19 protein-coding genes are annotated in these 19,908 nt (G+C 65.5%); 9 read left to right on the plus strand and 10 right to left on the minus strand.

The features are described from left to right. Window positions 1-31 precede the first annotated feature (31 nt). Window positions 32-1,537: an MBL fold metallo-hydrolase gene (locus JOF55_RS20950; protein ID WP_310277131.1), complete on the minus strand. Its 1,506-nt coding sequence runs from the start codon at window positions 1,535-1,537 to the stop codon at window positions 32-34. Window positions 1,538-1,642: 105 nt separating this feature from the next. Here JOF55_RS20950 and JOF55_RS20955 point away from each other — a divergent pair, with 105 nt between their 5' ends. Beyond that, on the plus strand, window positions 1,643-2,626 hold the full coding sequence (locus JOF55_RS20955) for an LLM class flavin-dependent oxidoreductase (protein ID WP_310277134.1): 984 nt from the start codon (window positions 1,643-1,645) through the stop codon (window positions 2,624-2,626). A gap of 171 nt (window positions 2,627-2,797) precedes the next feature. Here JOF55_RS20955 and JOF55_RS20960 read toward each other — a convergent pair whose 3' ends face one another. From JOF55_RS20960 to JOF55_RS20975, 4 genes are read right to left on the minus strand one after another with little or no spacing between them, the layout of a single operon-like run. Then, window positions 2,798-3,781 (minus strand): electron transfer flavoprotein subunit alpha/FixB family protein, encoded by a 984-nt coding sequence (locus tag JOF55_RS20960; RefSeq protein WP_310277136.1) that lies wholly within the window; start codon window positions 3,779-3,781, stop codon window positions 2,798-2,800. 3 nt (window positions 3,782-3,784) lie between these two features. After that, window positions 3,785-4,549, minus strand: coding sequence for an electron transfer flavoprotein subunit beta/FixA family protein (locus JOF55_RS20965; RefSeq protein WP_310277139.1), 765 nt, complete (start codon window positions 4,547-4,549; stop codon window positions 3,785-3,787). 13 nt (window positions 4,550-4,562) lie between these two features. Continuing rightward, the gene (locus JOF55_RS20970; RefSeq protein ID WP_310277143.1) at window positions 4,563-7,079 is read right to left on the minus strand and encodes a GcvT family protein; all 2,517 of its coding nucleotides are present in this window, start codon (window positions 7,077-7,079) and stop codon (window positions 4,563-4,565) included. A gap of 37 nt (window positions 7,080-7,116) precedes the next feature. Then, window positions 7,117-7,827 carry a GntR family transcriptional regulator gene (locus tag JOF55_RS20975; protein WP_310278483.1) on the minus strand — a complete coding sequence of 237 codons (711 nt, stop codon included), beginning with the start codon at window positions 7,825-7,827 and terminating at the stop codon, window positions 7,117-7,119. Between the two features lie 194 nt (window positions 7,828-8,021). On the opposite strand from JOF55_RS20975, the gene JOF55_RS20980 reads away from it, so the two are divergent. The 8 genes from JOF55_RS20980 (at window position 8,022) to JOF55_RS21015 (ending at window position 16,085) form a co-directional block, all read left to right on the plus strand. Next, entirely contained in the window at window positions 8,022-8,438 is a 417-nt protein-coding gene (locus JOF55_RS20980) for a PPOX class F420-dependent oxidoreductase (protein WP_310277146.1), read from the plus strand. Window positions 8,439-8,646: 208 nt separating this feature from the next. Further along, a complete protein-coding gene (locus tag JOF55_RS20985) occupies window positions 8,647-9,426 on the plus strand; it encodes an IclR family transcriptional regulator (protein ID WP_310277149.1) in 780 nt (259 codons plus the stop codon). Between the two features lie 72 nt (window positions 9,427-9,498). Beyond that, the gene (locus JOF55_RS20990) at window positions 9,499-10,467 is read left to right on the plus strand and encodes a PDR/VanB family oxidoreductase (protein WP_310277152.1); all 969 of its coding nucleotides are present in this window, start codon (window positions 9,499-9,501) and stop codon (window positions 10,465-10,467) included. Between the two features lie 28 nt (window positions 10,468-10,495). Beyond that, on the plus strand, window positions 10,496-11,701 hold the full coding sequence (locus JOF55_RS20995; protein ID WP_310277155.1) for a cytochrome P450: 1,206 nt from the start codon (window positions 10,496-10,498) through the stop codon (window positions 11,699-11,701). 243 nt (window positions 11,702-11,944) lie between these two features. Then, window positions 11,945-12,382, plus strand: coding sequence for a peptidase inhibitor family I36 protein (locus JOF55_RS21000; RefSeq protein ID WP_310277158.1), 438 nt, complete (start codon window positions 11,945-11,947; stop codon window positions 12,380-12,382). A gap of 248 nt (window positions 12,383-12,630) precedes the next feature. Further along, window positions 12,631-13,335, plus strand: a complete 705-nt coding sequence (locus tag JOF55_RS21005) for a TetR/AcrR family transcriptional regulator (protein WP_310277161.1) — start codon at window positions 12,631-12,633, stop codon at window positions 13,333-13,335. Between the two features lie 30 nt (window positions 13,336-13,365). Continuing rightward, complete coding sequence (locus JOF55_RS21010) at window positions 13,366-14,562, plus strand: cytochrome P450 (protein WP_310277165.1); 1,197 nt, start codon at window positions 13,366-13,368, stop codon at window positions 14,560-14,562. Between the two features lie 320 nt (window positions 14,563-14,882). Further along, entirely contained in the window at window positions 14,883-16,085 is a 1,203-nt protein-coding gene (locus JOF55_RS21015; RefSeq protein ID WP_310277168.1) for an acyl-CoA dehydrogenase family protein, read from the plus strand. A 206-nt stretch (window positions 16,086-16,291) separates the two neighbouring features. Here JOF55_RS21015 and JOF55_RS21020 read toward each other — a convergent pair whose 3' ends face one another. From JOF55_RS21020 to JOF55_RS21040, 5 genes are read right to left on the minus strand one after another with little or no spacing between them, the layout of a single operon-like run. Beyond that, window positions 16,292-16,873 carry a GAF domain-containing protein gene (locus JOF55_RS21020; protein WP_310277171.1) on the minus strand — a complete coding sequence of 194 codons (582 nt, stop codon included), beginning with the start codon at window positions 16,871-16,873 and terminating at the stop codon, window positions 16,292-16,294. A gap of 34 nt (window positions 16,874-16,907) precedes the next feature. Further along, window positions 16,908-17,492 (minus strand): GTP-binding protein, encoded by a 585-nt coding sequence (locus JOF55_RS21025; protein WP_310277174.1) that lies wholly within the window; start codon window positions 17,490-17,492, stop codon window positions 16,908-16,910. Continuing rightward, window positions 17,470-17,820, minus strand: coding sequence for a DUF742 domain-containing protein (locus JOF55_RS21030; protein ID WP_310277176.1), 351 nt, complete (start codon window positions 17,818-17,820; stop codon window positions 17,470-17,472). The genes JOF55_RS21025 and JOF55_RS21030 overlap by 23 nt, the downstream gene beginning before the upstream one ends. Beyond that, the gene (locus tag JOF55_RS21035; protein WP_310277179.1) at window positions 17,817-18,254 is read right to left on the minus strand and encodes a roadblock/LC7 domain-containing protein; all 438 of its coding nucleotides are present in this window, start codon (window positions 18,252-18,254) and stop codon (window positions 17,817-17,819) included. The genes JOF55_RS21030 and JOF55_RS21035 overlap by 4 nt, the downstream gene beginning before the upstream one ends. 59 nt (window positions 18,255-18,313) lie before the next feature. Beyond that, window positions 18,314-19,762, minus strand: coding sequence for a sensor histidine kinase (locus JOF55_RS21040; RefSeq protein ID WP_310277182.1), 1,449 nt, complete (start codon window positions 19,760-19,762; stop codon window positions 18,314-18,316). Window positions 19,763-19,908 lie beyond the last annotated feature (146 nt).

Consider the following 19,908-nt stretch of genomic DNA (forward strand, 5'->3'; position numbering starts at 1 on the left):
GCATGGTTCGGTGGTGTCTGGAAAAGTCCCGTCAGACTTCGAGCGGGATGGGGCCGCCGGTTGTGCGCAGCATGGCGCCGAGTGTTGCCGTGAGGTCGAGGGGTTGTTGCCGTGCTTCGGCATGGGCGACGCGGAGGTTGACGGCGTGGCGTTCGGCGTCGTGCCAGTCGGGCCAGACGGCGCGGGCCCGTTCTTCCAGGGCCGGAAAGTCGGGCTGGTCGGTGTCGTTGACGGCCTCCAGGAGCCATTGCAGGTAGCCGCGTACGGCGGCGAAGGCGCCACCGGTGGTGTCCAGAGGACCGTGGCCGGGCACGAAGGTGGCGACCTCGAAGGTGGCCAGCCAGTCCAGAGCTGCCAGCCAGCCGGTGATCGATCCCTGCAGTGCCAGGGGAGTGACGCCGGAAAAGAGGAGATCACCGGTGAACAGGACTTTCTCCCGGGGGAGAAAGACCACGAGGTCGCCGTTGGTGTGCGCGTGGGTGGGCACCGGGTGGATCTCGGCGGTGCGTCCGCCGAGGTTGAGGTGGGTGACTTCGGTGACGGACTCGATGTGGTCCGGGGGCGGGATGTTGCCCCAGGTCGAGCAGGTGAACACCTCCGGGTAGGTGTGCGGTCCGGTGACGATCTCGGCCGCGGCTGTGGCCGAGGCCAGCACCGACCCGCCTGCGGCGGCCACGAGTCCGGCGCCGTGAGCGTGATCGCCGTGGGCGTGGGTGAGTGCGGCTGTGATGGGTGTGCCTGTGGAGCCTGCGGCTTGGGCGGCTTCGAGGAGGTGCCGGGAGCGGGCTTCGGTGGCGCAGGTGTCGATCAGCAGTGTGCGATCGTTTCCGGTGATCCAGCCCGCGTTGTTGAGGAACCATCCGCCGGGAAGTTGCAGCCACGCGGTGGCGGCCGTGCTCAGCGGTGTGGCGACGGGTTCTGCGGGCATGGCAGCATCCTCACTGAAGGTATCGGCGAGCGTGATCCGGCACAGGACATGGTGCGGCTCATCGCTACCGAAAAGCTTGACGCCCATGCCGAAGATCGTCAACGTCAGCCGTGTCCCCGCGTCACCTGTTCTCCGATCGGCAGGAGCTCCCCGGTGATGGCCGATCTGTTTCGTCGGTAAGCCGAATGCCGAAGACGTCGGCCAAGCCGCTCTTGCCTGCGTCGGTGACGTGGATGGCTCGATTGCCCGGTGCCCGGCGGATCCAGCCGAGATCGGTGAGGTGAGCCAGGAGACCGCAGCCGATCGCGCCTGCCAGGTGGTGGCGTTGTTCGATCCAGTCTGTGCAGTACCGGACCGTGGGACGTTGCTTGGGGAGTTCGGCCCCGAATTCGGTGAGAAAAGCATGTCCCCTGTCGGTGTGGCAGGAGCAAGCTGGGCGAGCATTTCGATGAGCCGCCCGACGTGCGGCCCGGTGAGCCGGTAGTAGCGGTGGCGGCCGTGCTGTTCGACCGTCAGGAGACCAGCGGCCAACAGCTTGCCGAGGTCGTCATCGATCCTGCCGTCGAATATTCCGGCGAGGCCGCCACGTCCGGGGCCATCCGACAGCACCGATCCAGTGCCGGGAATAGTCGTGGAGGCGGCGTACGTTGACTCGTTAGCCGAAGTAATAGTGAGGCGACGGCTGTCTCGCCTGTGACGAAGGGTTCGACGCTCATGGATGTGCCACTGTCCATTCTTGACCTTGCACACGTCGGTCGAGGAGAAACGGAGAGCGACAGCCTGCAGGCGAGTGTGGATCTGGCTCAGCGAGCCGAGCGGTGGGGGTATCGGCGGATCTGGTATGCCGAGCATCACAACATGCCGCGCATCGCGTCTTCGGCGACGAGCGTGCTCATCGGGCACGTCGCCGCACACACCCGATCGATCCGACTCGGGGCCGGCGGCGTGATGCTGCCGAATCATGCCCCGCTGACCATCGCCGAACAGTTCGGTACCTTGGAAACGCTGTTTCCGGGACGTATCGACCTCGGCCTCGGACGGGCACCCGGCAGCGACCAACAGACCACACGGGCCCTGCGCCGCGATGCGACGGCTGCGGACAGCTTTCCGCAGGACGTGCAGGAACTGCAGGGCTACCTGACGGGTGAGTCCCTGGTTTCGGGCGTTGAGGCCACGCCGGGCAAGGGCACCGACGTGCCGCTGTACATTCTCGGTTCCTCCCTGTTCGGGGCCAAGCTCGCCGCCGCACTCGGGCTCCCGTACTCCTTTGCCTCGCACTTCGCGCCGAACGCGCTGGAGGATGCCGTGGCGATCTACCGACGCCAGTTCACGCCGTCCAAGCAACTGCAGGAACCGCACGTCATCGCCGGTGCCAACATCATCGCGGCCGACACCGTGGAGCAGGCCCAGGAGCAGTTCCAGGCCGCCAAGCGCAGCAGGCTCCGGCAGTTGACCCGCCAGTCCTTGACGCGGGAGGAAGCCGACAGGGCCCTGGAATCCCCGGCTGGGCAGCAGGTCCAGCAGATGCTCACCTATTCCGCCGTGGGGACCCCGGAGGAGACGAAGGACTACCTGGACGGCTTCGCCAAGCATGCCCAGGCCGACGAACTGATGGTCACCTCGATGGCCCCCGACCGGGACGCCTGGCTGCGTTCCGTCGAGCTGCTGGCCGACGTCAGCGGGCTGACCTCCGCTTAGGCGGTGTCCGGTTGGCCTTGGTGAGGACTGAAGTTTGCCCTGAAACTTCAGTCCTCCGAGCCGCAGTTCGGCACGATCGCCGATCACGTGCTGCTCGCCGACGGCGGAGGCGCTGCTTGGCAGCGTGGTTCCACCGTCGGCACCGCTCCTGCCGGGGATGGCGGCCAGGACTTACGCAGCCCCTTGGACCTCCTGCTTACGCGCCCGAGCCCGCTCGAGTATCGCGGGCAGGATCTGGTGCACATCGCCGATGACCGCGTAGTCCGCGCGAGTCACCAGGGGAGCTTCGGGATCGGTGTTGATCGCGAGGATGGTCTTGGCTCCCATGCAGCCCACCCAGTGCTGGGTCGCGCCGCTGATGCCGCACGCGATGTAGAGGTCAGCGGCGATCTTCGTGCCCGTCAGACCGACCTGATCGCTGTGCGGTCGCCACCCGCTGTTCGTGGCCACCCGGGAACAGCCGACAGCGCCGCCGAGTAGCGTTGCCAGCTCCTCCAGGCTCTCGAAACCTTCGGCGCTGCCGACCCCGCGCCCACCGGAGACGATCACCCGTGCCGTGGACAGTGAGACGCCGGAACCACGGGTTGTGCGGTCGACGATCGTGCTGTGGGCGAGGTCGCCGACCTGCTCGGGCAGGAACGATTGCGTGGCGATCTGCTGAGGCACCGGTAGTTCGGCCGGTTCGACGGATCCGGTCGCGAGACTGACGAACTTGACCGCACCGGTCAGCTCGGCGTCTTCGAGCAGCATCCCGCCACCGCGAACCCGGGTCAGGCTCCACCGCTCGCCCGCGTGGACCGTGACACAGTTGCTGGCGAATGCCTCCCCGGTGCGTGCGGAGGCGTGGGCCAGGACCTCGTTGCCCCAATCGCTTGCGGCCGCGACGACACCGGTGGCTCCGGCGTGCTGGATCAGTTCGCCCAGGGCAGCGCCCCAGCATTCGGGTGAGTAGTCGTCCGTGAACGTCCCCTCGAGCAGGTGCAGCGTGGACACTCCATAGGCGGACAGCGTGGCCGCGAGCTCGCTGCGCTCACCGAACGCGGCGGCGTGCACGGGCAATCCCAGATCTGCCGCGAGCCCGCGGGCAAGCGTGAGTGCCTCGCGGGAACCGCTGGTGACGGTTCCCGATTCGTCTTCCACGAGTACGAGCAACATGGTTCACACCATTCCCTTCTCGGTAAGAAGGTCGACAACGGAGTCGGCGGCGTCGGCTCCGTATCCGAGCACGACGGTCTCGTGCTGTTTCTCCGGGGGCTGCCGCAGTTGCACCGTGCGCAGGCCACCCGGAGCCGTTTCCGGCTGCATGGTGCGCAGGGGTGCTTTCTTCGCCCGAAGCCTGCCTTGAATGCTGGGATAGCGCGGAAGATTGAGCCCCTCTTTGACGGCGGCGATCGCGGGCAGCGGTGCCTGGTACACCTCGATCCCGTCGGCGCTTTCCCGCTGCAGGGCTACGTGTGCGCCTTCGGAGGCGAGCTCGATACCCTTGATCCCACCGACGATGGGGCGTTCGAGTGCGCATGCGACCCGGATACCGACCTGGTAATTGCCCGCGTCCGCCGATTCGTTGCCGAACAGGATGAGATCGAAGTTCCCGTCTTCGGACTCCAGCGTTCTGATCGTTTCCGTCAGCGCTGTGGCCGTGGCCTGCGGGTCGTGCGCAGTGTGCTCGGTGAGCACGCCGGCATTGGCTCCCATGGACATCCCGTAGCGCAGCTGTTCCTCCGCCTCGGGCGGTCCCGCGGTGAGCACGGTGGCATGGCCGCCGTGCTCGGCGACGAGCCGCACGGCCTCTTCGACGGCGCACTCCTCGTGCGGCCCGATGGTGAATCCGAGGTGGCGGGTGTCGATGTCCAGGCCGTCCTCGGTGATCTGGATTTTCGCCCCGGGTGCGGGGACACGCTTGATGCAGACGAGTACTTTCATGGTCGTTCTCCTGTCAGGACTTCATACGTTCGTCGTCGGGATCGAACAGCGGAGTGCGCCCGGCTCGTGCGACGGTGACCGGGTAGCGCTCGCCCATGTACTCGACGAGCAGACCGGTGCCCTCCGTCGCGTACGGCGCGGGGAGGTAGCTCATGATCAGGTAGGTGCCGAGCGAGGGAGCCGATCCGGCGCTCGTGACGTACGCGCCTCTGCCCCTGCTGTCGACGATCCGGTCGCCGGTTGTGGTCAGGATCGGCGAGTGTGCCTGCGGGTACCTGCGCATCCCGGTGGAGTCGGTGTGGCTGTCCATGGTCAGCGTGCACAGCGTGGCCGCCGGGCCCTGGTCACGAGCCTCGAGGTAAGGCTGTTTGCCGATGAAATCGGGTGATTTCACCTTCGGCAGGGCAAGCCCCGCCTCCACCGGGTTGTATTCGAGTTCGAGCTCGGCTCCCATGAGCCGGTAGCTCTTCTCCAGCCGACCCGTTGTGCCGTACACGCCGATGCCCGCGGGCACGACGCCGTGTTCGCGGCCGGCTTCGAACAGCGTGTCCCACAGCTTCAGCCCCTGGTCGAACGGGGCGTGTAGCTCCCAGCCGAGGTCACCGACGTAGGAGATCTTGAGGGCGAGGGTGGGGACTCCGTCCACATCGATGTGCTGTGCCGTGCCGAAGGGGAACGCCTGGGCCGAGACGTCGTCCTCGGTGACCGCGGACAACACGTCGCGAGCGCGCGGTCCCCAGAGTCCGATGGTGCACACCGCCGAGGTCACATCGGAGAACACGACCGACCCGTCGTCGGGAAGGTGGTCGGTGAACCACTTCTTGTCGCGCGCGCCGTCCGCACCGCCGGTGATGATGCGGAAGGAGTCGGTGGCGAGCCGGATGATCGTCAGGTCGCTGCGGAAACCGCCGTAGTAGTCCAGGACCGGCGTGTAGATGGCTTTGCCGACGTCCTTGTCCACCTGGGCCAGGGCCATGCGTTGCAGGTAGTCGACGGCTCCCGGGCCGGACACGTCGAACTGCGCGAAGGCTGTCAGGTCGATCATGGCAACGCGCTCGCGCATGGCGAGATGCTCGGCGTTGATGATCGGCGACCACCAGCGCGCGTCCCACTCGTGTGGGCGGTCGTCGATGTAGTCGGCGTACTCGTCGAGCAGTGGCCTGTTCGACTCGTACCAGTGTGGCCGTTCCCAGCCGCCGACTTCGAAGAATTCGGCGCCCAGTTCGACTTCGCGGGAGTGGAACGGAGAGAGCCGTTGGTTGCGGTTGGACTCCCACTGCTCGTTCGGGTGCACGATCCCGTAGATCTTGTTGAACCCTTCATCGGCACGGGCCCGCACGTGTGCCGTGGTGCGCTGGTTCGGATAGAAGCGGGCGATGTCCGCGCTGTGCAGGTCGATCTCGGTGCTGCCGTAGGTCATCCAGTCGGCGAGCAACCTGCCGACTCCGGGGCCTTCCTTGATCCAGACGGACGCCGCCGACCACAGCCCCTTCACCTCGGGTGTCTCGCCCAGTAGCGGACCGCCGTCCGGGGCCAGCGACAGCAGGCCGTTGATGGCGTGCCGGACCCCCGCGCCGGGAGTGTTCAGGATCCCGGGGAACAGCTCGAGGGCATCCTCCATCTGCGGGTCGAAGTCCTCTTGGGTGAACGGCAGCTGGGTGGGTGAGAGTGCCGACGCCTCGAAAGACGGGATGTCGTCGGGCTCGTGCAGGATCGCCCGGTGTGCGTAGGAGCCGATTTCGAGGTCGGCACCGCTTTGCCGCTCGTACATGAGCGGGTCCATATCGCGAACGATCGGGTAGCCGATCTCGGAATGGGTCTGCTCCAGCTCCGGGATGGGACCGACGTCGATCAACTGGTGCACGACAGGGGCGAGCGGAATCCGTGCCCCGGCCATCTGCGCGATACGCGGGCTCCACACCCCGCTTGCGACGACGACCGTATCGGTGTCGATATCACCGCGGTTGGTGCGTACCTTCGAGATCCTGCCCCGCTGGGTCTCGATGTCGGTGACCTCGGTGTTGGCCGACGTGGTCAAAGCCCCGAGCGATTGAGCCTGCTCGCGCATGAGTGCCCCGCTCTGCAGCGGATCGACCACTGCGGCCGAGGGAGTCCAGAAACCGAGTTGGATGATGCTCGGGTCGATGAACGGAACGAGTTCTGCCACTTTCTCCGGGCTGATGAGCTCGGAGTGGATGCCCCACGCTGTCGCCGATGCCATGCGGCGCTTGAGCTCTTCGACGCGAGGTTGATCACGGGCGACTTCGACACCGCCTGATGTGGTCAGCATGCCCAGCTTCTCGTACTGGCGCATCGAGTCCAGGGTGATCGCGGTGATCTCCTTGGAATGGTCGACGGGGAAGATGAAGTTGGAGGCGTGCCCGGTCGACCCCCCCGGGTCGGGGAGGGGGCCTTTGTCCAGCAGCACGATGTTGTGCCAGCCGACTTGCGCGAGGTGATGGGCTACCGAGTTGCCCACGATTCCTGCGCCGATGACAACGACGTCGGCTCTGTCCGGCAGCGTGTTCATGGGGACTCCAATCGGGTTGTTGTGGATGTCGGATGCGTCAGAGCACTGCCCGTATCTCCTGTTCGAATTCGGCGACGTGGTCGCGCAGGATCTGCTGTGCCGTCGCGGAATCTCCTTCGTTGACGGCGGTGAGCAGTTCGCGATGACTGTCGATGGCATGCCCGAGTCGGTTGAGGCGATCGAGTACGAGAAACCACATCCGCAGGCTGTGCACGTAGTACTCGTCGAGCGTTGCGATGAGGTACGTGTTGTGCGTTGCCCGGTGCACGACGCGGTGGATACGCAGATCCAGCTGGATCAGTTCCCTGCGGCCGGAGGTGACTGTGCGTGCGTCGAGTTCTTCCAGTACGTCCGCGATGACGCTGTGGTCGTAGTCGGTGGCTCGTTGCGCCGCGAGGTAACCGGCATGGGCTTCGAGCTCGATGCGGACCTCGCTGATGGCGCTGAGCGCACCGAGGTCGAGGTGGCTGGCGAACGTCCCACGGCGCGGGACGACGTGCACGAGCTGGTCATCGGCGAGCTTGCGGAGTGCTTCCCGAATGGGCGTTCGGCCGACCTTGAACTCCTCCTGCAGGGCACGCTCGTCGATCGTCGCCCCCGGCTGGATCTGCAGGGTGATCAGCCGGTCCCGGAGCAGGTAGTACGCCTTCTCGCTGAGGCTGGCCACGTTGTTGCAGCCAGGCTCGAGCGTGACCAGATCGGGCAGTTGGTGCCTGCCCGACCGGGAACGTACGTCTGTGATCTCCATCACAGGTTGATGATAGATATATCACGCGCAATACGCAACGCGTTGCTTTATTTGAAACTGACTCCGATTTCGGTGTCCGGGCCGCGACGGCCATGGCCGGATACTCTGCGCTGATCACGAGCGTGCTTGTGTACCCGCACGTGAGAGTGTGCGCACTGCGGATCCCGTCTGGTAGAAGCACGGGCATGCAACCGATGTCCGAAGCGCAATGGCGGGAGTTCGCCCTGCACGGCACCCGCACCGGCAAGCTCGCGGTGACCAGATCCGACGGTGCTCCGCATGTCACGCCGGTCTGGTTCACCCTGGACGAAGATCACGTCGTGTTCACCACCGAGGCCACCTCGGTGAAGGGGAGGGCGCTGCGGCGCGAGCCGCGGTTCGCCCTGTGCATCGACGACGAGTCCCCGCCGTACTCGTTCGTACTGATCCGGGCCGAGGCGCAGCTGTCGGAGGACACCGATCAGCTGCTGCGGTGGGCCACCGTGCTCGGCGGACGCTACATGGGTGCCGAGCACGCCGAGGAGTTCGGCAGGCGCAATGCGATCGCAGGCGAGTACCTGGTCCGCGGGCGGATCACCGGAGTCACCGCGCTGGCCGGGATCGCGGACTGATCGGTCAGTGTGGAAGGAAGAGCACGAGACGTCTGTGGCGAAACGTGGCCTGTCTCGGTGGTGCGCGGATCCGGCCCGACGTTGTCGAGGAATGAGTCCAGCTCGGTGTCGGGAAGTCCGGTCAGCAGCACCCGGCCCATCGAGGTGGCATAGGTGACGTCCAGACCCGGGCTCGACAGGCGGAGAGGGTTGACCACACACTGTCGCCGTGGCTGGGTCGTCGGGAGAGTCCGTGTTGTCGCGGGTGGTTCGGATCATCGAATCCTTCGGCTCGGAGGCGCCCGCTCTGCGGGTCTCGGAGATCGCGCGGCGTGCGGATTTGCACATTGCCACCGCATCACGTCTGGTCGAGGAGCTCGTTGGGTACGGCTGGCTGCAGCGCGATGACGATCGGAGAGTTCGGATCGGTGTGCGCATGTGGGAGTTGGCTTCGCGAGCTTCTCCCACCTTGAGCCTGCGTGAGGCCGCGATGCCGTTCATGGAGGACCTGCACGCCGTCGTCGGGCACCATGTCCAGCTCGGTGTTCGGGAAAGCGACGAGGTCCTGTTCGTCGAGCGCCTGTCGGCGCCGGGGGCGGTCATCAACCTCACGCGCATCGCAGGCAGGCTTTCGCTGCACGTTTCCTCATCGGGGATCGTGCTGCTGGCGCACGCCCCCAGCAGTGTGCAGGAGAAGGTGCTCGCGGGTCCGTTACGGGCCTACACCGCGCATACGGTTGTCGATCCCAAGCAGCTCCGAGCGTTGCTGGCGGATGTGCGCAAAAGTGGTGTGGCCGTGTGCCGCGGGTTCGTCGATCCCCGTGCCACGGGTGTGGCGGTGCCGCTGCGGGGTCCGGACAACACGGTGGTCGCGGCGTTGTCGACGATCGTTCCCAACGACGACAACGCGCGGATGCACATCCCCGCCCTGCAGGCAGCTGCGCGTGGTGTCTCCCGCGCGATGGGTGTCCAGGACCTGTGCGGCAGGACGCAGTATTTCTCTCACTGAATGATAATGCCGTAGTGGCGTGGAACACGGCCGGTTCATCCTCGGTGCCCACCACGGACCCGAGGAGTCTCAATGAGCATGGAATCCGTCCTTGCGGAAGAGGCGACCGCGATCGAACTGCGTGTCGCCGACAAGACCGAGGTGGCCGACGGTGTCGTGACGCTGACCCTGGAGCACCCGCACGGCAGGCGACTGCCGGACTGGACGCCCGGGGCCCATGTGGATCTGACGTTGCCGTGCGGCCTGACCCGGCAGTACTCGCTGTGTGGCGATCGATGGGATGCCCACACCTACCGCGTCGGGGTGCTGCGCGAAGCGAACAGCCGCGGCGGTTCGGCTTTCATCCACGATGAGATCGCCGAGGGCGCGAAGGTCGCGCTCGGCGGGCCGCGCAACAACTTCGCGCTGGCGCCGTCCCAGCGGTACGTGTTCATCGCAGGCGGTATCGGAATCACTCCGCTGTTGCCCATGATTGCTCAGGCCGAGATGGTCGACGCCGACTGGCGGTTGCTGTACGGGGGGCGCTCGCGGGCCTCGATGGCGTTTCTGGACGAACTGGCGGTCTACGGCGACAAGGTCACCGTCGTGCCGCAGGACGAGTACGGCCTGCTTGACCTGTCGGCGTGGCTGCCCGAGCCACGGCAGGACACGAAGGTGTACTGCTGCGGGCCCGGCCCACTGCTGGATGCCGTGGACCGTTGCTGCGCCGACTGGCCGGCCGGGCTGCTGCGCACGGAACGCTTCGTCGCCAAGGACCGGACCCCGGTCCGCGATGAGCCGTTCGAGGTCGAACTGCGCCGTTCGGGAGTCTCGCTCACGGTTGCCCCGGAGCAATCCGTGCTGCAGGCGATGAACATGGCCGGAGTCAATGTGCTCTCCTCCTGCCGTCAGGGACTCTGCGGAACCTGTGAAACCACCGTGCTCGCCGGCGAACCGGACCACCGGGACTCGATCCTCGACGACGACGAGCGCGCACACGGCGATTGCTTGTTCCCCTGCGTGTCCCGTTCCTGCACCGACCGCCTCGTCCTGGACCTGTGACTCGACCCCGTCCCTCGAAGGGAAAATCATGACCTCCACGCTGTCGACACAGCAGCTTCCCGCTACCGACGTCGATCCCTTCTCCCACGAGGTGCTCGAAGACCCCTTGCCGATGCAGGCCGCGCTGCGCGATGCCGGTCCGGTGGTCCACTTGAGTCGCTACGGCATCTACGCCATGGCCCGGTACGAGGAGGTTCACGCCGCGCTGACCGACTGGCAGTCCTTCCAATCCGCAGCCGGGGTGGGATTGAGCAACTTCCGCTACGAACAGCCGTGGCGGCCACCGAGTCTGCTGCTGGAGGCCGATCCGCCGCACCACGATGCCCCGCGTGCGGTGCTGTCGAAAATCCTCGGCCCTCGCGCGCTGCGCAAGCTGCGGGAGGAGTGGTTCGCCGACGCCGGGGAACTCGTCGACCAGGTGCTGGCCGAGCACGAGTTCGACGCCGCCACGCAACTGGCCGAGGCCTTCCCGCTGCGGGTGTTTCCCGACGCGGTCGGCATTCCACGCCAGGGCCGAGAGAACCTGCTTCCCTACGGGGATTTCCTGTTCAACTCCTTCGGCCCTGTCAACGACCTCGTCCAGCAGGGCCGGCCGCAGCTGCCCGAGCTGTCGGCGTGGGTCGACGAGCAGTGCGGGCGCACGGTCTTGGACACCACCGGCTTCGGCGCCCAGATTTGGGCTGCTGCCGACCGCGGCGACATCACCCACGAGCAGGCACCGCTGGTCGTGCGATCGCTCTTGTCGGCAGGCGTGGACACCACCGTGCACGGCTTGGCCGCCGCCCTGTGTGCCGTTGCCACCCACCCGGAGCAGTGGCAGCGACTGCGTCGGGAACCCGGCTTGGCCCGCGTCGCCTTCGACGAGGCCGTGCGCTGGCAGTCACCGGTGCAAACCTTCTTCCGCACCGCCACCACCGACGTCGACATCGGCGGAACACGTATCCCCGAGGGGGAGAAGATCCTGATGTTTCTCGGCGGAGCCAACCGTGATCCGCGCAAGTGGGACACCCCCGACGTCTTCGACCTTTCCCGCGACCCCTCCGGTCACGTCGGTTTCGGCATGGGCATCCACCAGTGCGTCGGCCAGCACGTCGCCCGTCTCGAAGCCGAGGCACTCCTGACCGCGCTCGCCCAGCGTGTCGAGCACATCGAGATCGCAGGTCCGACACGGCGGCACCACAACAACACCCTCCGCGCCTGGGAGTCACTGCCCGTGCGTGTGCACCCTGCCTGACCACTCGCCACCGGGGAAGGCTTCGCCGCAGGAATCCGGGTAGCGCCGGAACCGGATAGCGCGAGCAACCTCGGAAGGTGCTCGCACGTCCACTGAATGTGTTTCGCCGGATCCCGGGGCAGGATCTCGGCAGCAGATCGGGCTCCGGCGGGCGAGGCAGTGCAACAGGTACACCGGTGCGCGGCCTGGCAGCGTCGCCGCGCACCGGTGAAACGGAGACAACACGATACAAAGGAGCAGGACATGGGTGCCTCACCCCACTGGAGAGCCCGAATCGGACGTGCTGTTGCGGTGTGTGCGACCACGATGGCGATGGCCGTGGTGGGCTTGTTCGGGAGCGCCTCGGCGGCAAGCACTCCTCGCCCCCAGGCACAACCCGGCGCCTCCTCGGAATTCGCGGCGATGGCCGAGCCCTGCCCGGAGGGCTATCTGTGTGTCTGGGAAGGACCGGCCGGGCAGGGTAGCCGCGTCGACTTCTACTACTGCCAATTCGTCAACGTGCACGACTACGGCCTCACGGGCGTGGGCTCCTACATCAACAACCAAACCACAGGCACCGTATCCACCTTCCAAGGTCCCCCGGCTCCCGGCGAACCGTGGGTCAATCAATACACCTCCACCGCTTTCGACTTCAGCGACAGCAGTCACGGATACCGGACCTACGGCATCCAGGTCTGCTGACCGCCGACCACGGTGTTCGGGAGCGGTTACGCCACCGTGCAAGACCCGGACACCGTGGCCCCACTCGCCGATATCGATCACCCACACATCCCCACCCCCACGGAGCGTCAGGCTGGCGCAGCCGGTCTGACGCTCCGCAGTCGGTGACGTTCCGGGGCTTGTGCCGATGAGGAGGAGGCGCTATCTTCGTTCGTGACCTGGTGACCAAATTAGAAATCTGGTCACCAGGTCACGAGGGGAGGAGTGCCGTGTCCGATCGGTCGCAGCCGCCCGGCAGTCGCGCCGAACGCATCCTCGATGCCGCCGGTGAGCTGCTGCTGCGCCTCGGCTACCACAAGGTCACCATCTCCGACATCGCCAGGCAGGCACGCATCGGCAAGGGCACGATCTACCTGCACTGGCGCACCAAGGACCTGCTGTTCCAGGCACTGATCGCGCGCGAGGCCATCGAGCTCACCGAGGAAGTCCTGACCGATCTGCGCCGTGACCACACGGTGGTACTGCCGCATCGCCTCATGCACACGATGTTTCTGTCCGTCGAGCGACGGCCGCTGATGAAAGCGCTGCTGACCCGGAACATGGAATTGCTCGGCAAGTTCGCCGACAGTCCGTTGGGCAAGCAGGATGCGATCGCCAACGCCGAGTTCTTCGCGATGATGACCCGGCACGGACTCTTGCGCACCGACGTCGCCCACCTCGACTACACCATGCAGGCGGCGATGACCGGCTTCTACATGCTCGACACCCTCACCCCCGAAGCCACCGCGCTCGACGCGCACGCCAAAGCGGACGGCCTGGCCCACACCATCCGGAGCGCTTTCGAACCGGACGTTGATCCGGACCCCGATCTCCTGGCCACGGCGGCAGCAGAACTCGTTGCCGTGTTCGAGGACGTGATCACGTCCTTCGGCCAGTGGCTCTACACGCACGATCCGGCACCGCGATCCGGTTGACCGGTATCCCACCACGAAAGGGGCGTCACCATGACCGCCGCCACCGAGCAGTGGAATCTCGACCAGCGCCAGTTCTGGCTGTACGGCGAACACCCCGACGAGCCGGTCGGCTTCGACCCGGATACCGGGATGTGGAACGTCTACGGATATCCGGAAGCACTGCACATCCTCGGCAATCCGAAGACCTTCTCCTCCTACACCGGCCGCCTGGTACCGGAGGAGGACCGGTTTTCCGAGGGCAACCTGGTGCAGATGGATCCGCCGGAGCACAGCAAGCTCCGCAAACTCGTCAGCCACGCCTTCACTCCGAAGGTCGTGGCGAACCTGGAACCCCGGATCAGCGAGCTGACCCACGAACTGCTCGATGCGGCAGGTGACTCCGGCCGCATGGAACTCGTCGGCGACCTGGCCTACCCGTTACCGGTGATCGTCATCGCCGAGCTGCTCGGCGTGCCCAGCAGCGATCGACACCTGTTCAAGCAGTGGGTGGACGCGATGATGCAGCAGTCCCAGGAATTCTCGCTCAACGAGCCCGCCGAACAACAACAGCGGGACACGCAGTACGCCATGGAGCAGATGCAGCACCTGGCCGACTACATCGGCGAACATGCCGCCGAACGCCGCAGGCAACCTCGTGAGGACCTGCTGACCAAGCTTGTCGAGGCCGAAGTGGATGGTGAGCGGCTCAGCGACGCCGAGGTCGTCAACTTCGCCAACGTCCTGCTCATTGCCGGGCATATCACCACGACGATGCTGCTCGGCAATACCGTGCTGTGCCTGGACGCGCACCCGGACACGCGTGAGGCCGTGCATGCGGACCGCTCGAAGGTGCCCGCCGCGATCGAGGAGTCACTGCGGTTCCTCAGCCCGTTCGCCGTGCTCGGTCGGGTCACCAACCACGAAACCGAGATCGGTGGCAGGACCGTACCGGTCGATCAGATGATGATGGTGTGGGTTGCAGCGGCCAATCGCGATACCAGGCAATTCACCGAACCGGACATCTTCGACATCACCAGGGACCCGAACTCGCACATCGCTTTCGGCCGTGGCATCCACTTCTGCATCGGTGCCCCGCTGGCGCGATTGGAAGGTCGCGTGGCGATGAACATCCTGCTCGACCGTTTCCCGCAGTTGCACACCGATCCCGACCATGCTCCGCAGTTCCAACCCAGCCCGTACATGACCGGCGTGAACACGCTGCCGCTGGTGATCGGCTCCGAGGGATGACCACACAGGCCCCCGAAGGGTTGTGAACGAACCGTTGAGCAACGAGCTGATCAGAACGCAGCTCTCCCGCGATTGTCCCCGTGGGCACCGCCTGTTGTCGCAGTGTTGAAGACGAGTTGGTTGCGCCGACCACGCTCGCCCAATCGGGTGTGAATGATTATCGCCCGATCAGACGAATAAGCACAGCCTGTAACGACAACCTTGATCAAGATCACCATATTGACGGTATCTTCTCGCCAATACGTGTGTAAGGCTGCTCGACGTTTGTGGCCGGACACGAGAGGTCACGACGAAGCGGTTCCGTGCGAATTGGAGCAGTCATGAGCCTCGCAGCCCAGGTGGATCCTTACTTGACGACCACGCATCTTGATCGCTTACGTGAAGAGGTTCGATACTTTGCGGAAACCGAGGTACGCCCGCTGATCCCCGATATGGAGGAGTCCCGCTCCGTCCAGCATGGACTGTCCCGCCGGATCGCGGAGCAAGGATGGCTCGGTGCGACAATCGGAACCGAGTACGGCGGGATGGGCATGGGACATCTGGCCAAGACCATCATCATCGAGGAACTCTCGCGGGTCAGCGGCGCCATGGGCGCCATGGTGCAGGCCTCTCAACTGGGTGTGGCGAAAATCGTCCACTTCGGCAACGAGAAGCAGAAACGGCAGTGGCTGCCCGCGATCAGCAACGGGCACTGCTTGCCGACCATCGCGGTGACCGAGGCCGAGTCCGGTGGCCATGTTCTCGGCATGGAGACATCAGCGAAGCGCGATGGGGATGATTACATCCTCAATGGCCGCAAGGTGTTCGTCGGCAACAGCCATGTCGGTGACTTGCACGGGGTCGTGGTCCGCACCGGGCCGGGGTCCAAGGGCTTGTCGGCGTTTCTCGTGGAGGCGGATCGCCCCGGGTTCTCCCTCGGAGAGCATCAACCCGCGATGGGGCTGCACGGATTCAGCTTCGGTGAGCTCATCTTCAGCGATTGCCGCGTGCCCGCGGAAAACCTGCTCGGTGCCGAGGGCGATGGTCTGCCCGTCGCATACTCCTCCAGCATCTTGTACGGAAGGCCGAACCTGACTGCGGTCGCTCTGGGCATCCATCGGGCACTGGTGGAGGAGACCGCCGAATTCGTCAGCAAGCAGCACCGCTACGGCGATCCCCTGTCCGAGCTTCCCACGGTGAAACAGAAACTGGGCCAGATGCAGTCCCAACTGATGACCGCTCGACTGGCCGCCCATCACGCGGCGCACATGCTGGACCAGGGCTTGCCGTGTGATGCGGAACTGATGAACGCCAAACTCGTCAATGTGGAATCCGCACTGGATTCGGCGCGCACCGCGATGGAGGTGCACGCCGCGTATGGGCTGGGTACCGACAGCCCGGTCGAACGATACCTCCGCGATGCGCACCATATCTTCGCTCCTGCAGGAACTTCCGATATCCAGCGATTGCGGTTGGCCGAGGAGGCACTGGGCACGTCGAAGGGACAATGGTCCGAACGACTTGCCACCGAGCTTCGAAGCTGAGTGCGTTCTCTTCGGACACACTGCTTGACGATGTCCCGAGCCTGCCGTGCCGCGTGGATCCATGCCGGACTCGCCGAGGCAAGTATCGAGCTTGCCGATGCGAGCAGCGCGCTTCCGTACTCGGTTTCGGCAGGCCTGGACCACCTACCGCCGGTATACCAGGCCTGCCGGACACTTGTACTCGACCACCGAACCACGTGGGGCGTTCAGGGCTGTGCGCGCACCTCGCGGCGGTGGATCAGATCCATCAGATCCGCTGCCATCTTCTTGATGGTCTCCAGGCCAGGACGGCCCCAGGGGCGTGTTTCGGTGGCGACGGCGCAGATCGTGCCCAGGGACGTCCCGGTGTGGTCGATCAGCGGGGCGCCCAGATAGGAGCGAATGCCGATTTCGTCGACCACCGGATTGCCCGCGAACCGCGGGTACTCGCAGACATCGTCCAGCACGAGCGGGAGGCGACGAGCCACCACGTGGGGGCAGAAGCCGTGGTCTCGAGGCATATTCCTGCCTGGTTCCGCGGACGTGGCGGCCTGGGCTGCTTCCAGATCCACGCCGCTGCGAGCTCCGGACGGGGTGTGCAGGCCGGCGAAGTACTGTTGGCTGTCGGTGAAGAAGTTGACCATCGCATAGGGGGCACCCGCGGTTTCCGCGAGCGTGCGTGCGAACTCGTCGAACTCCTGCTCCGGATGTGTTCCGATCCCGAGCGCACGCAGGCGCGCCATGCGCTGCGTGGCTTCGTGGTCGGCGGGGGCGGTCAAGAGACGCTGGTCGGCGTGATCGTAGGCCATGTTCGATTCCTATCTGGTCGGTGTGGTCGGCGCTCTAGGCGGGGGAGGATGCCGACGCGGCGAGGACATGCTCGATCAGGGTAATAAGAACGCCTGTTGCGGAGCTGGTGTCGCGGGCATCACACAGCACGATCGGCACGTTCACGTTGAGGTCGAGGGCATCCCGCACCTCGTCGGGCTCGTAGTGGAAGGCACCGTCGAATTCGTTGACCGCGACGAGAAAGGTGATGCCGCGCTGTTCGAAGAACTCGACCGCGTCGAAGCAGTCCTGCAGGCGACGGGTGTCGGCGACGACGACCGCGCCGAGTGCACCTCTGGACAGCTCGTCCCACATGAACCAGAAACGGTCCTGGCCGGGTGTGCCGAACAGGTACAGCACCAGGTTGTGGAGGCTGAAGGTGATGCGGCCGAAGTCCATGGCCACGGTGGTTGTGGCCTTGCTTTCCACACCTTCCAGGCTGTCCGTGCCGGAGCTGGCAGTGGTGAGGGACTCCTCGGTCGTCAGGGGCTCGATCTCACTCGTCGAACCGACGAACGTCGTTTTGCCTGCTCCGAAGCCGCCGGCGATGAGGAGCTTGAACTGAGTGGGGAATTCGTCAGAGCCGTTGGCGGAGACCATCGAGCACTTTCTCCAGGAGTTCTGTGGAATGGGCGGTCGCACTGGGAGCTCTGGTGGTCACCGCTCCGGAGTCGATGAGATCGGACAACAGGACCTTGGTTACGGTCACGGGCTGCCGTAGATGCGCCGCGACCTCGGCGACCGAGGTGGGCGAGTGGCATAGCTGAAGAGCGTGGGCGTGTTCGAATCCCAGTCGTTCGGGGGCCACCTGACCCGTGGTGCGCACCATGGAGATGAGCTGGAGTGCTGTGGTGGGGTGGGTACGCCCGTTGGTCACGGTATACGGGCGCATCCACGCTCCGCTGCCCTTGTCGTCGGAAGCAGTCATGCTCGGCCGCTCCCGGACCCGGGAGCGGCGATGTCGTGACGTGCGGGGGTGGCCAGGTAGGTGGGGACCTTCTTGCTGAGCTGGCCCATCTCGTAGCTCAGCACCCCTGCGTTGACATCGCGGTCGGCCAGGACGGCCAGGACGGTGCCTGCGCCTGCGGCCGTGACGAGCAGGATGACGTCGTCGAGTTCCGCATTGACCTGGCGGATGCCGTCTCCGCCACCGAAACTGCTTCCGACTCGTTGCGCGAGGGAGCACAGACTGCTGGCGAGGGCGGCCAGCCTGTCCGCGTCATCGGCGGTCAAGCCGTGGAAATACTTCGGCATCCCGTCCGAGGACAGCAGCAAGGCGCTGCGCGTGTGGGGAACCGTTTCAACCAGGCGGCTGAGCAGCCAGGTCAGGTCCGACGACTGGTTCGGCGGCAGATCGGCCATCGATGTACGCTCCTTGATGTTTGGTCCGGTAGTGTGATTCAGGCGGCTCGCTACCCGCCTTACTCATCACCTTCGTGGCCGAGTCCTTTCCGGAAAGTGGCCATCAATTGAGGATCGTGTCCGGGAATCGGGTTGGTGCCGGAGCGCTCGTGTAGCTCGGCTCGCATGTGTGAGGTCGTGCGGCGCCGTTTCGGCAGGGGTGGGCGGTCGTCCTCTCCTGCCGAAGGGGCGCTGATGGTGCCATTGAACGAGACCGACGGATCAGCCGGTGAAGCAGCCCGTGTGTGGGAATTGCGGGGGAGCTCTCCGGATATCGTTGTCTCCGGCGTCGGTTGCGGTCCCCGGCGGGGAGTGCTCTGTGGTGTACCAGGTCCCGCTGTTGTCTCGTGGGCCAGCCTGTCCGTACTTGCCTGTGGCTGCTGCGATGTCGGCTGACCATGTGGTTCCTGAGGTGCCGACTGGCTGGTTTGGTGTGGTTCGTCCTCGTCCGAGGCATCACCGAGCAGGTTGTGGGGAAGTACCATGATAGCGTCGATACCACCGAAAATATTGGTCTGCAGGCGCACGCTGACGCCGTGCCGGTGGGCGAGTTCGCGGACCACCGAGAGCCCGATCCGTCCGTCTTCGAACAGTTCGCCGAGGTCGATCCGACCGGACTCACCGAGCAGGTGGTTGATCCGGTCCAGGTCTTCGACCGGTATGCCGAGTCCGCGGTCCTGCACTTCGATGGCCAGGCCGGCGGTGACGTTCTGGGCGCGCAGCATGACCGGGGCGTCCGGTGCGGAGAAACTGGTGGCGTTCTCCAGGAGTTCGGCGAGCAGATGAATGAATTCGGCCACGGCGTGGCCGCGCAGGGTGCCCTCGACCGGGTGGACGACTTTGACCCGCGCATAATGCTCGATCTCGGCGACAGCCGAGCGCAGCACGGCATAGATACTCACCGGACTCGTCGACTGGCGCTGGGGCGGCTCGCCGCCCAGCACGGCGAGATTCTCCGCCTGTCGACGGACCCGAGTGGCGAGGTGGTCCACACTGAACAGACCCTTGAGCAGATCCGGGTCCTCCACTTCGTGCTCCAACTCGTCCACCTTCACGATCGCCCGCTGGATCAGGGACTGCAGACGACCGGCAAGGTTGGCGAACACTTCTCGCTGCCTGCCGTAGGCGTCTCCGAATGTCGAGCGGGAAGGCGGATCGGCTGGTGTGGTGTGCGCAGCTTCCTCGTGCTGCTCACGAAGAGCGCCTACAGCGGCCTTGGCTCGGCCGACTGCGGCGAGGAGGACCACCGCACACCCGAGCATCCAGCCCGCGAGCACGGTGGTGACCATCCACGGAGAGCTGTTCACGGCCACGAGCGCTGCCGCGGCCGCCCCCAGCAGCGCCATGGCGACCGTAGGAAGCACAGCGATCCGCAAGAGCCGGGATCGCAGAGCACCGACCACATCCGTGTTGTGCGGGGGGCTGCCGTTGCCTGCGGCTCCAGCGTGGGGTGAGAAGTGTTCAAACATCAGCGTCCTCGACGTGAGGTGATCTATAAAGAACAGGTGTCACGCTTCACGTCGAGAGAGGTGGAATCCGCCGACCGACATATGCTCCACATCCTGTGATCCCAGCACAACCGACCATGCTCGTACCCCCCGTGGGTTGTGCTGAG

The organism is Haloactinomyces albus (assembly GCF_031458135.1).
GTDB classification, from domain to species: domain Bacteria; phylum Actinomycetota; class Actinomycetes; order Mycobacteriales; family Pseudonocardiaceae; genus Haloactinomyces; species Haloactinomyces albus.

What these genes read in the sequence shown, in the direction of transcription:
- JOF55_RS20980 (WP_310277146.1), top strand. Translation starts at nt 8,022, where the DNA reads ATGTCCGAAGCGCAATGGCGGGAGTTCGCCCTGCACGGCACCCGCACC.
- JOF55_RS20975 (WP_310278483.1), bottom strand. Translation starts at nt 7,827, where the DNA reads ATGGAGATCACAGACGTACGTTCCCGGTCGGGCAGGCACCAACTGCCC.
- JOF55_RS21000 (WP_310277158.1), top strand. Translation starts at nt 11,945, where the DNA reads ATGGGTGCCTCACCCCACTGGAGAGCCCGAATCGGACGTGCTGTTGCG.
- JOF55_RS21030 (WP_310277176.1), bottom strand. Translation starts at nt 17,820, where the DNA reads ATGACTGCTTCCGACGACAAGGGCAGCGGAGCGTGGATGCGCCCGTAT.
- JOF55_RS21040 (WP_310277182.1), bottom strand. Translation starts at nt 19,762, where the DNA reads ATGTTTGAACACTTCTCACCCCACGCTGGAGCCGCAGGCAACGGCAGC.
- JOF55_RS20970 (WP_310277143.1), bottom strand. Translation starts at nt 7,079, where the DNA reads ATGAACACGCTGCCGGACAGAGCCGACGTCGTTGTCATCGGCGCAGGA.
- JOF55_RS20955 (WP_310277134.1), top strand. Translation starts at nt 1,643, where the DNA reads ATGGATGTGCCACTGTCCATTCTTGACCTTGCACACGTCGGTCGAGGA.
- JOF55_RS21035 (WP_310277179.1), bottom strand. Translation starts at nt 18,254, where the DNA reads ATGGCCGATCTGCCGCCGAACCAGTCGTCGGACCTGACCTGGCTGCTC.
- JOF55_RS20995 (WP_310277155.1), top strand. Translation starts at nt 10,496, where the DNA reads ATGACCTCCACGCTGTCGACACAGCAGCTTCCCGCTACCGACGTCGAT.
- JOF55_RS21015 (WP_310277168.1), top strand. Translation starts at nt 14,883, where the DNA reads ATGAGCCTCGCAGCCCAGGTGGATCCTTACTTGACGACCACGCATCTT.
- JOF55_RS21020 (WP_310277171.1), bottom strand. Translation starts at nt 16,873, where the DNA reads ATGGCCTACGATCACGCCGACCAGCGTCTCTTGACCGCCCCCGCCGAC.
- JOF55_RS20990 (WP_310277152.1), top strand. Translation starts at nt 9,499, where the DNA reads ATGAGCATGGAATCCGTCCTTGCGGAAGAGGCGACCGCGATCGAACTG.
- JOF55_RS20960 (WP_310277136.1), bottom strand. Translation starts at nt 3,781, where the DNA reads ATGTTGCTCGTACTCGTGGAAGACGAATCGGGAACCGTCACCAGCGGT.
- JOF55_RS21010 (WP_310277165.1), top strand. Translation starts at nt 13,366, where the DNA reads ATGACCGCCGCCACCGAGCAGTGGAATCTCGACCAGCGCCAGTTCTGG.
- JOF55_RS21025 (WP_310277174.1), bottom strand. Translation starts at nt 17,492, where the DNA reads ATGGTCTCCGCCAACGGCTCTGACGAATTCCCCACTCAGTTCAAGCTC.
- JOF55_RS20965 (WP_310277139.1), bottom strand. Translation starts at nt 4,549, where the DNA reads ATGAAAGTACTCGTCTGCATCAAGCGTGTCCCCGCACCCGGGGCGAAA.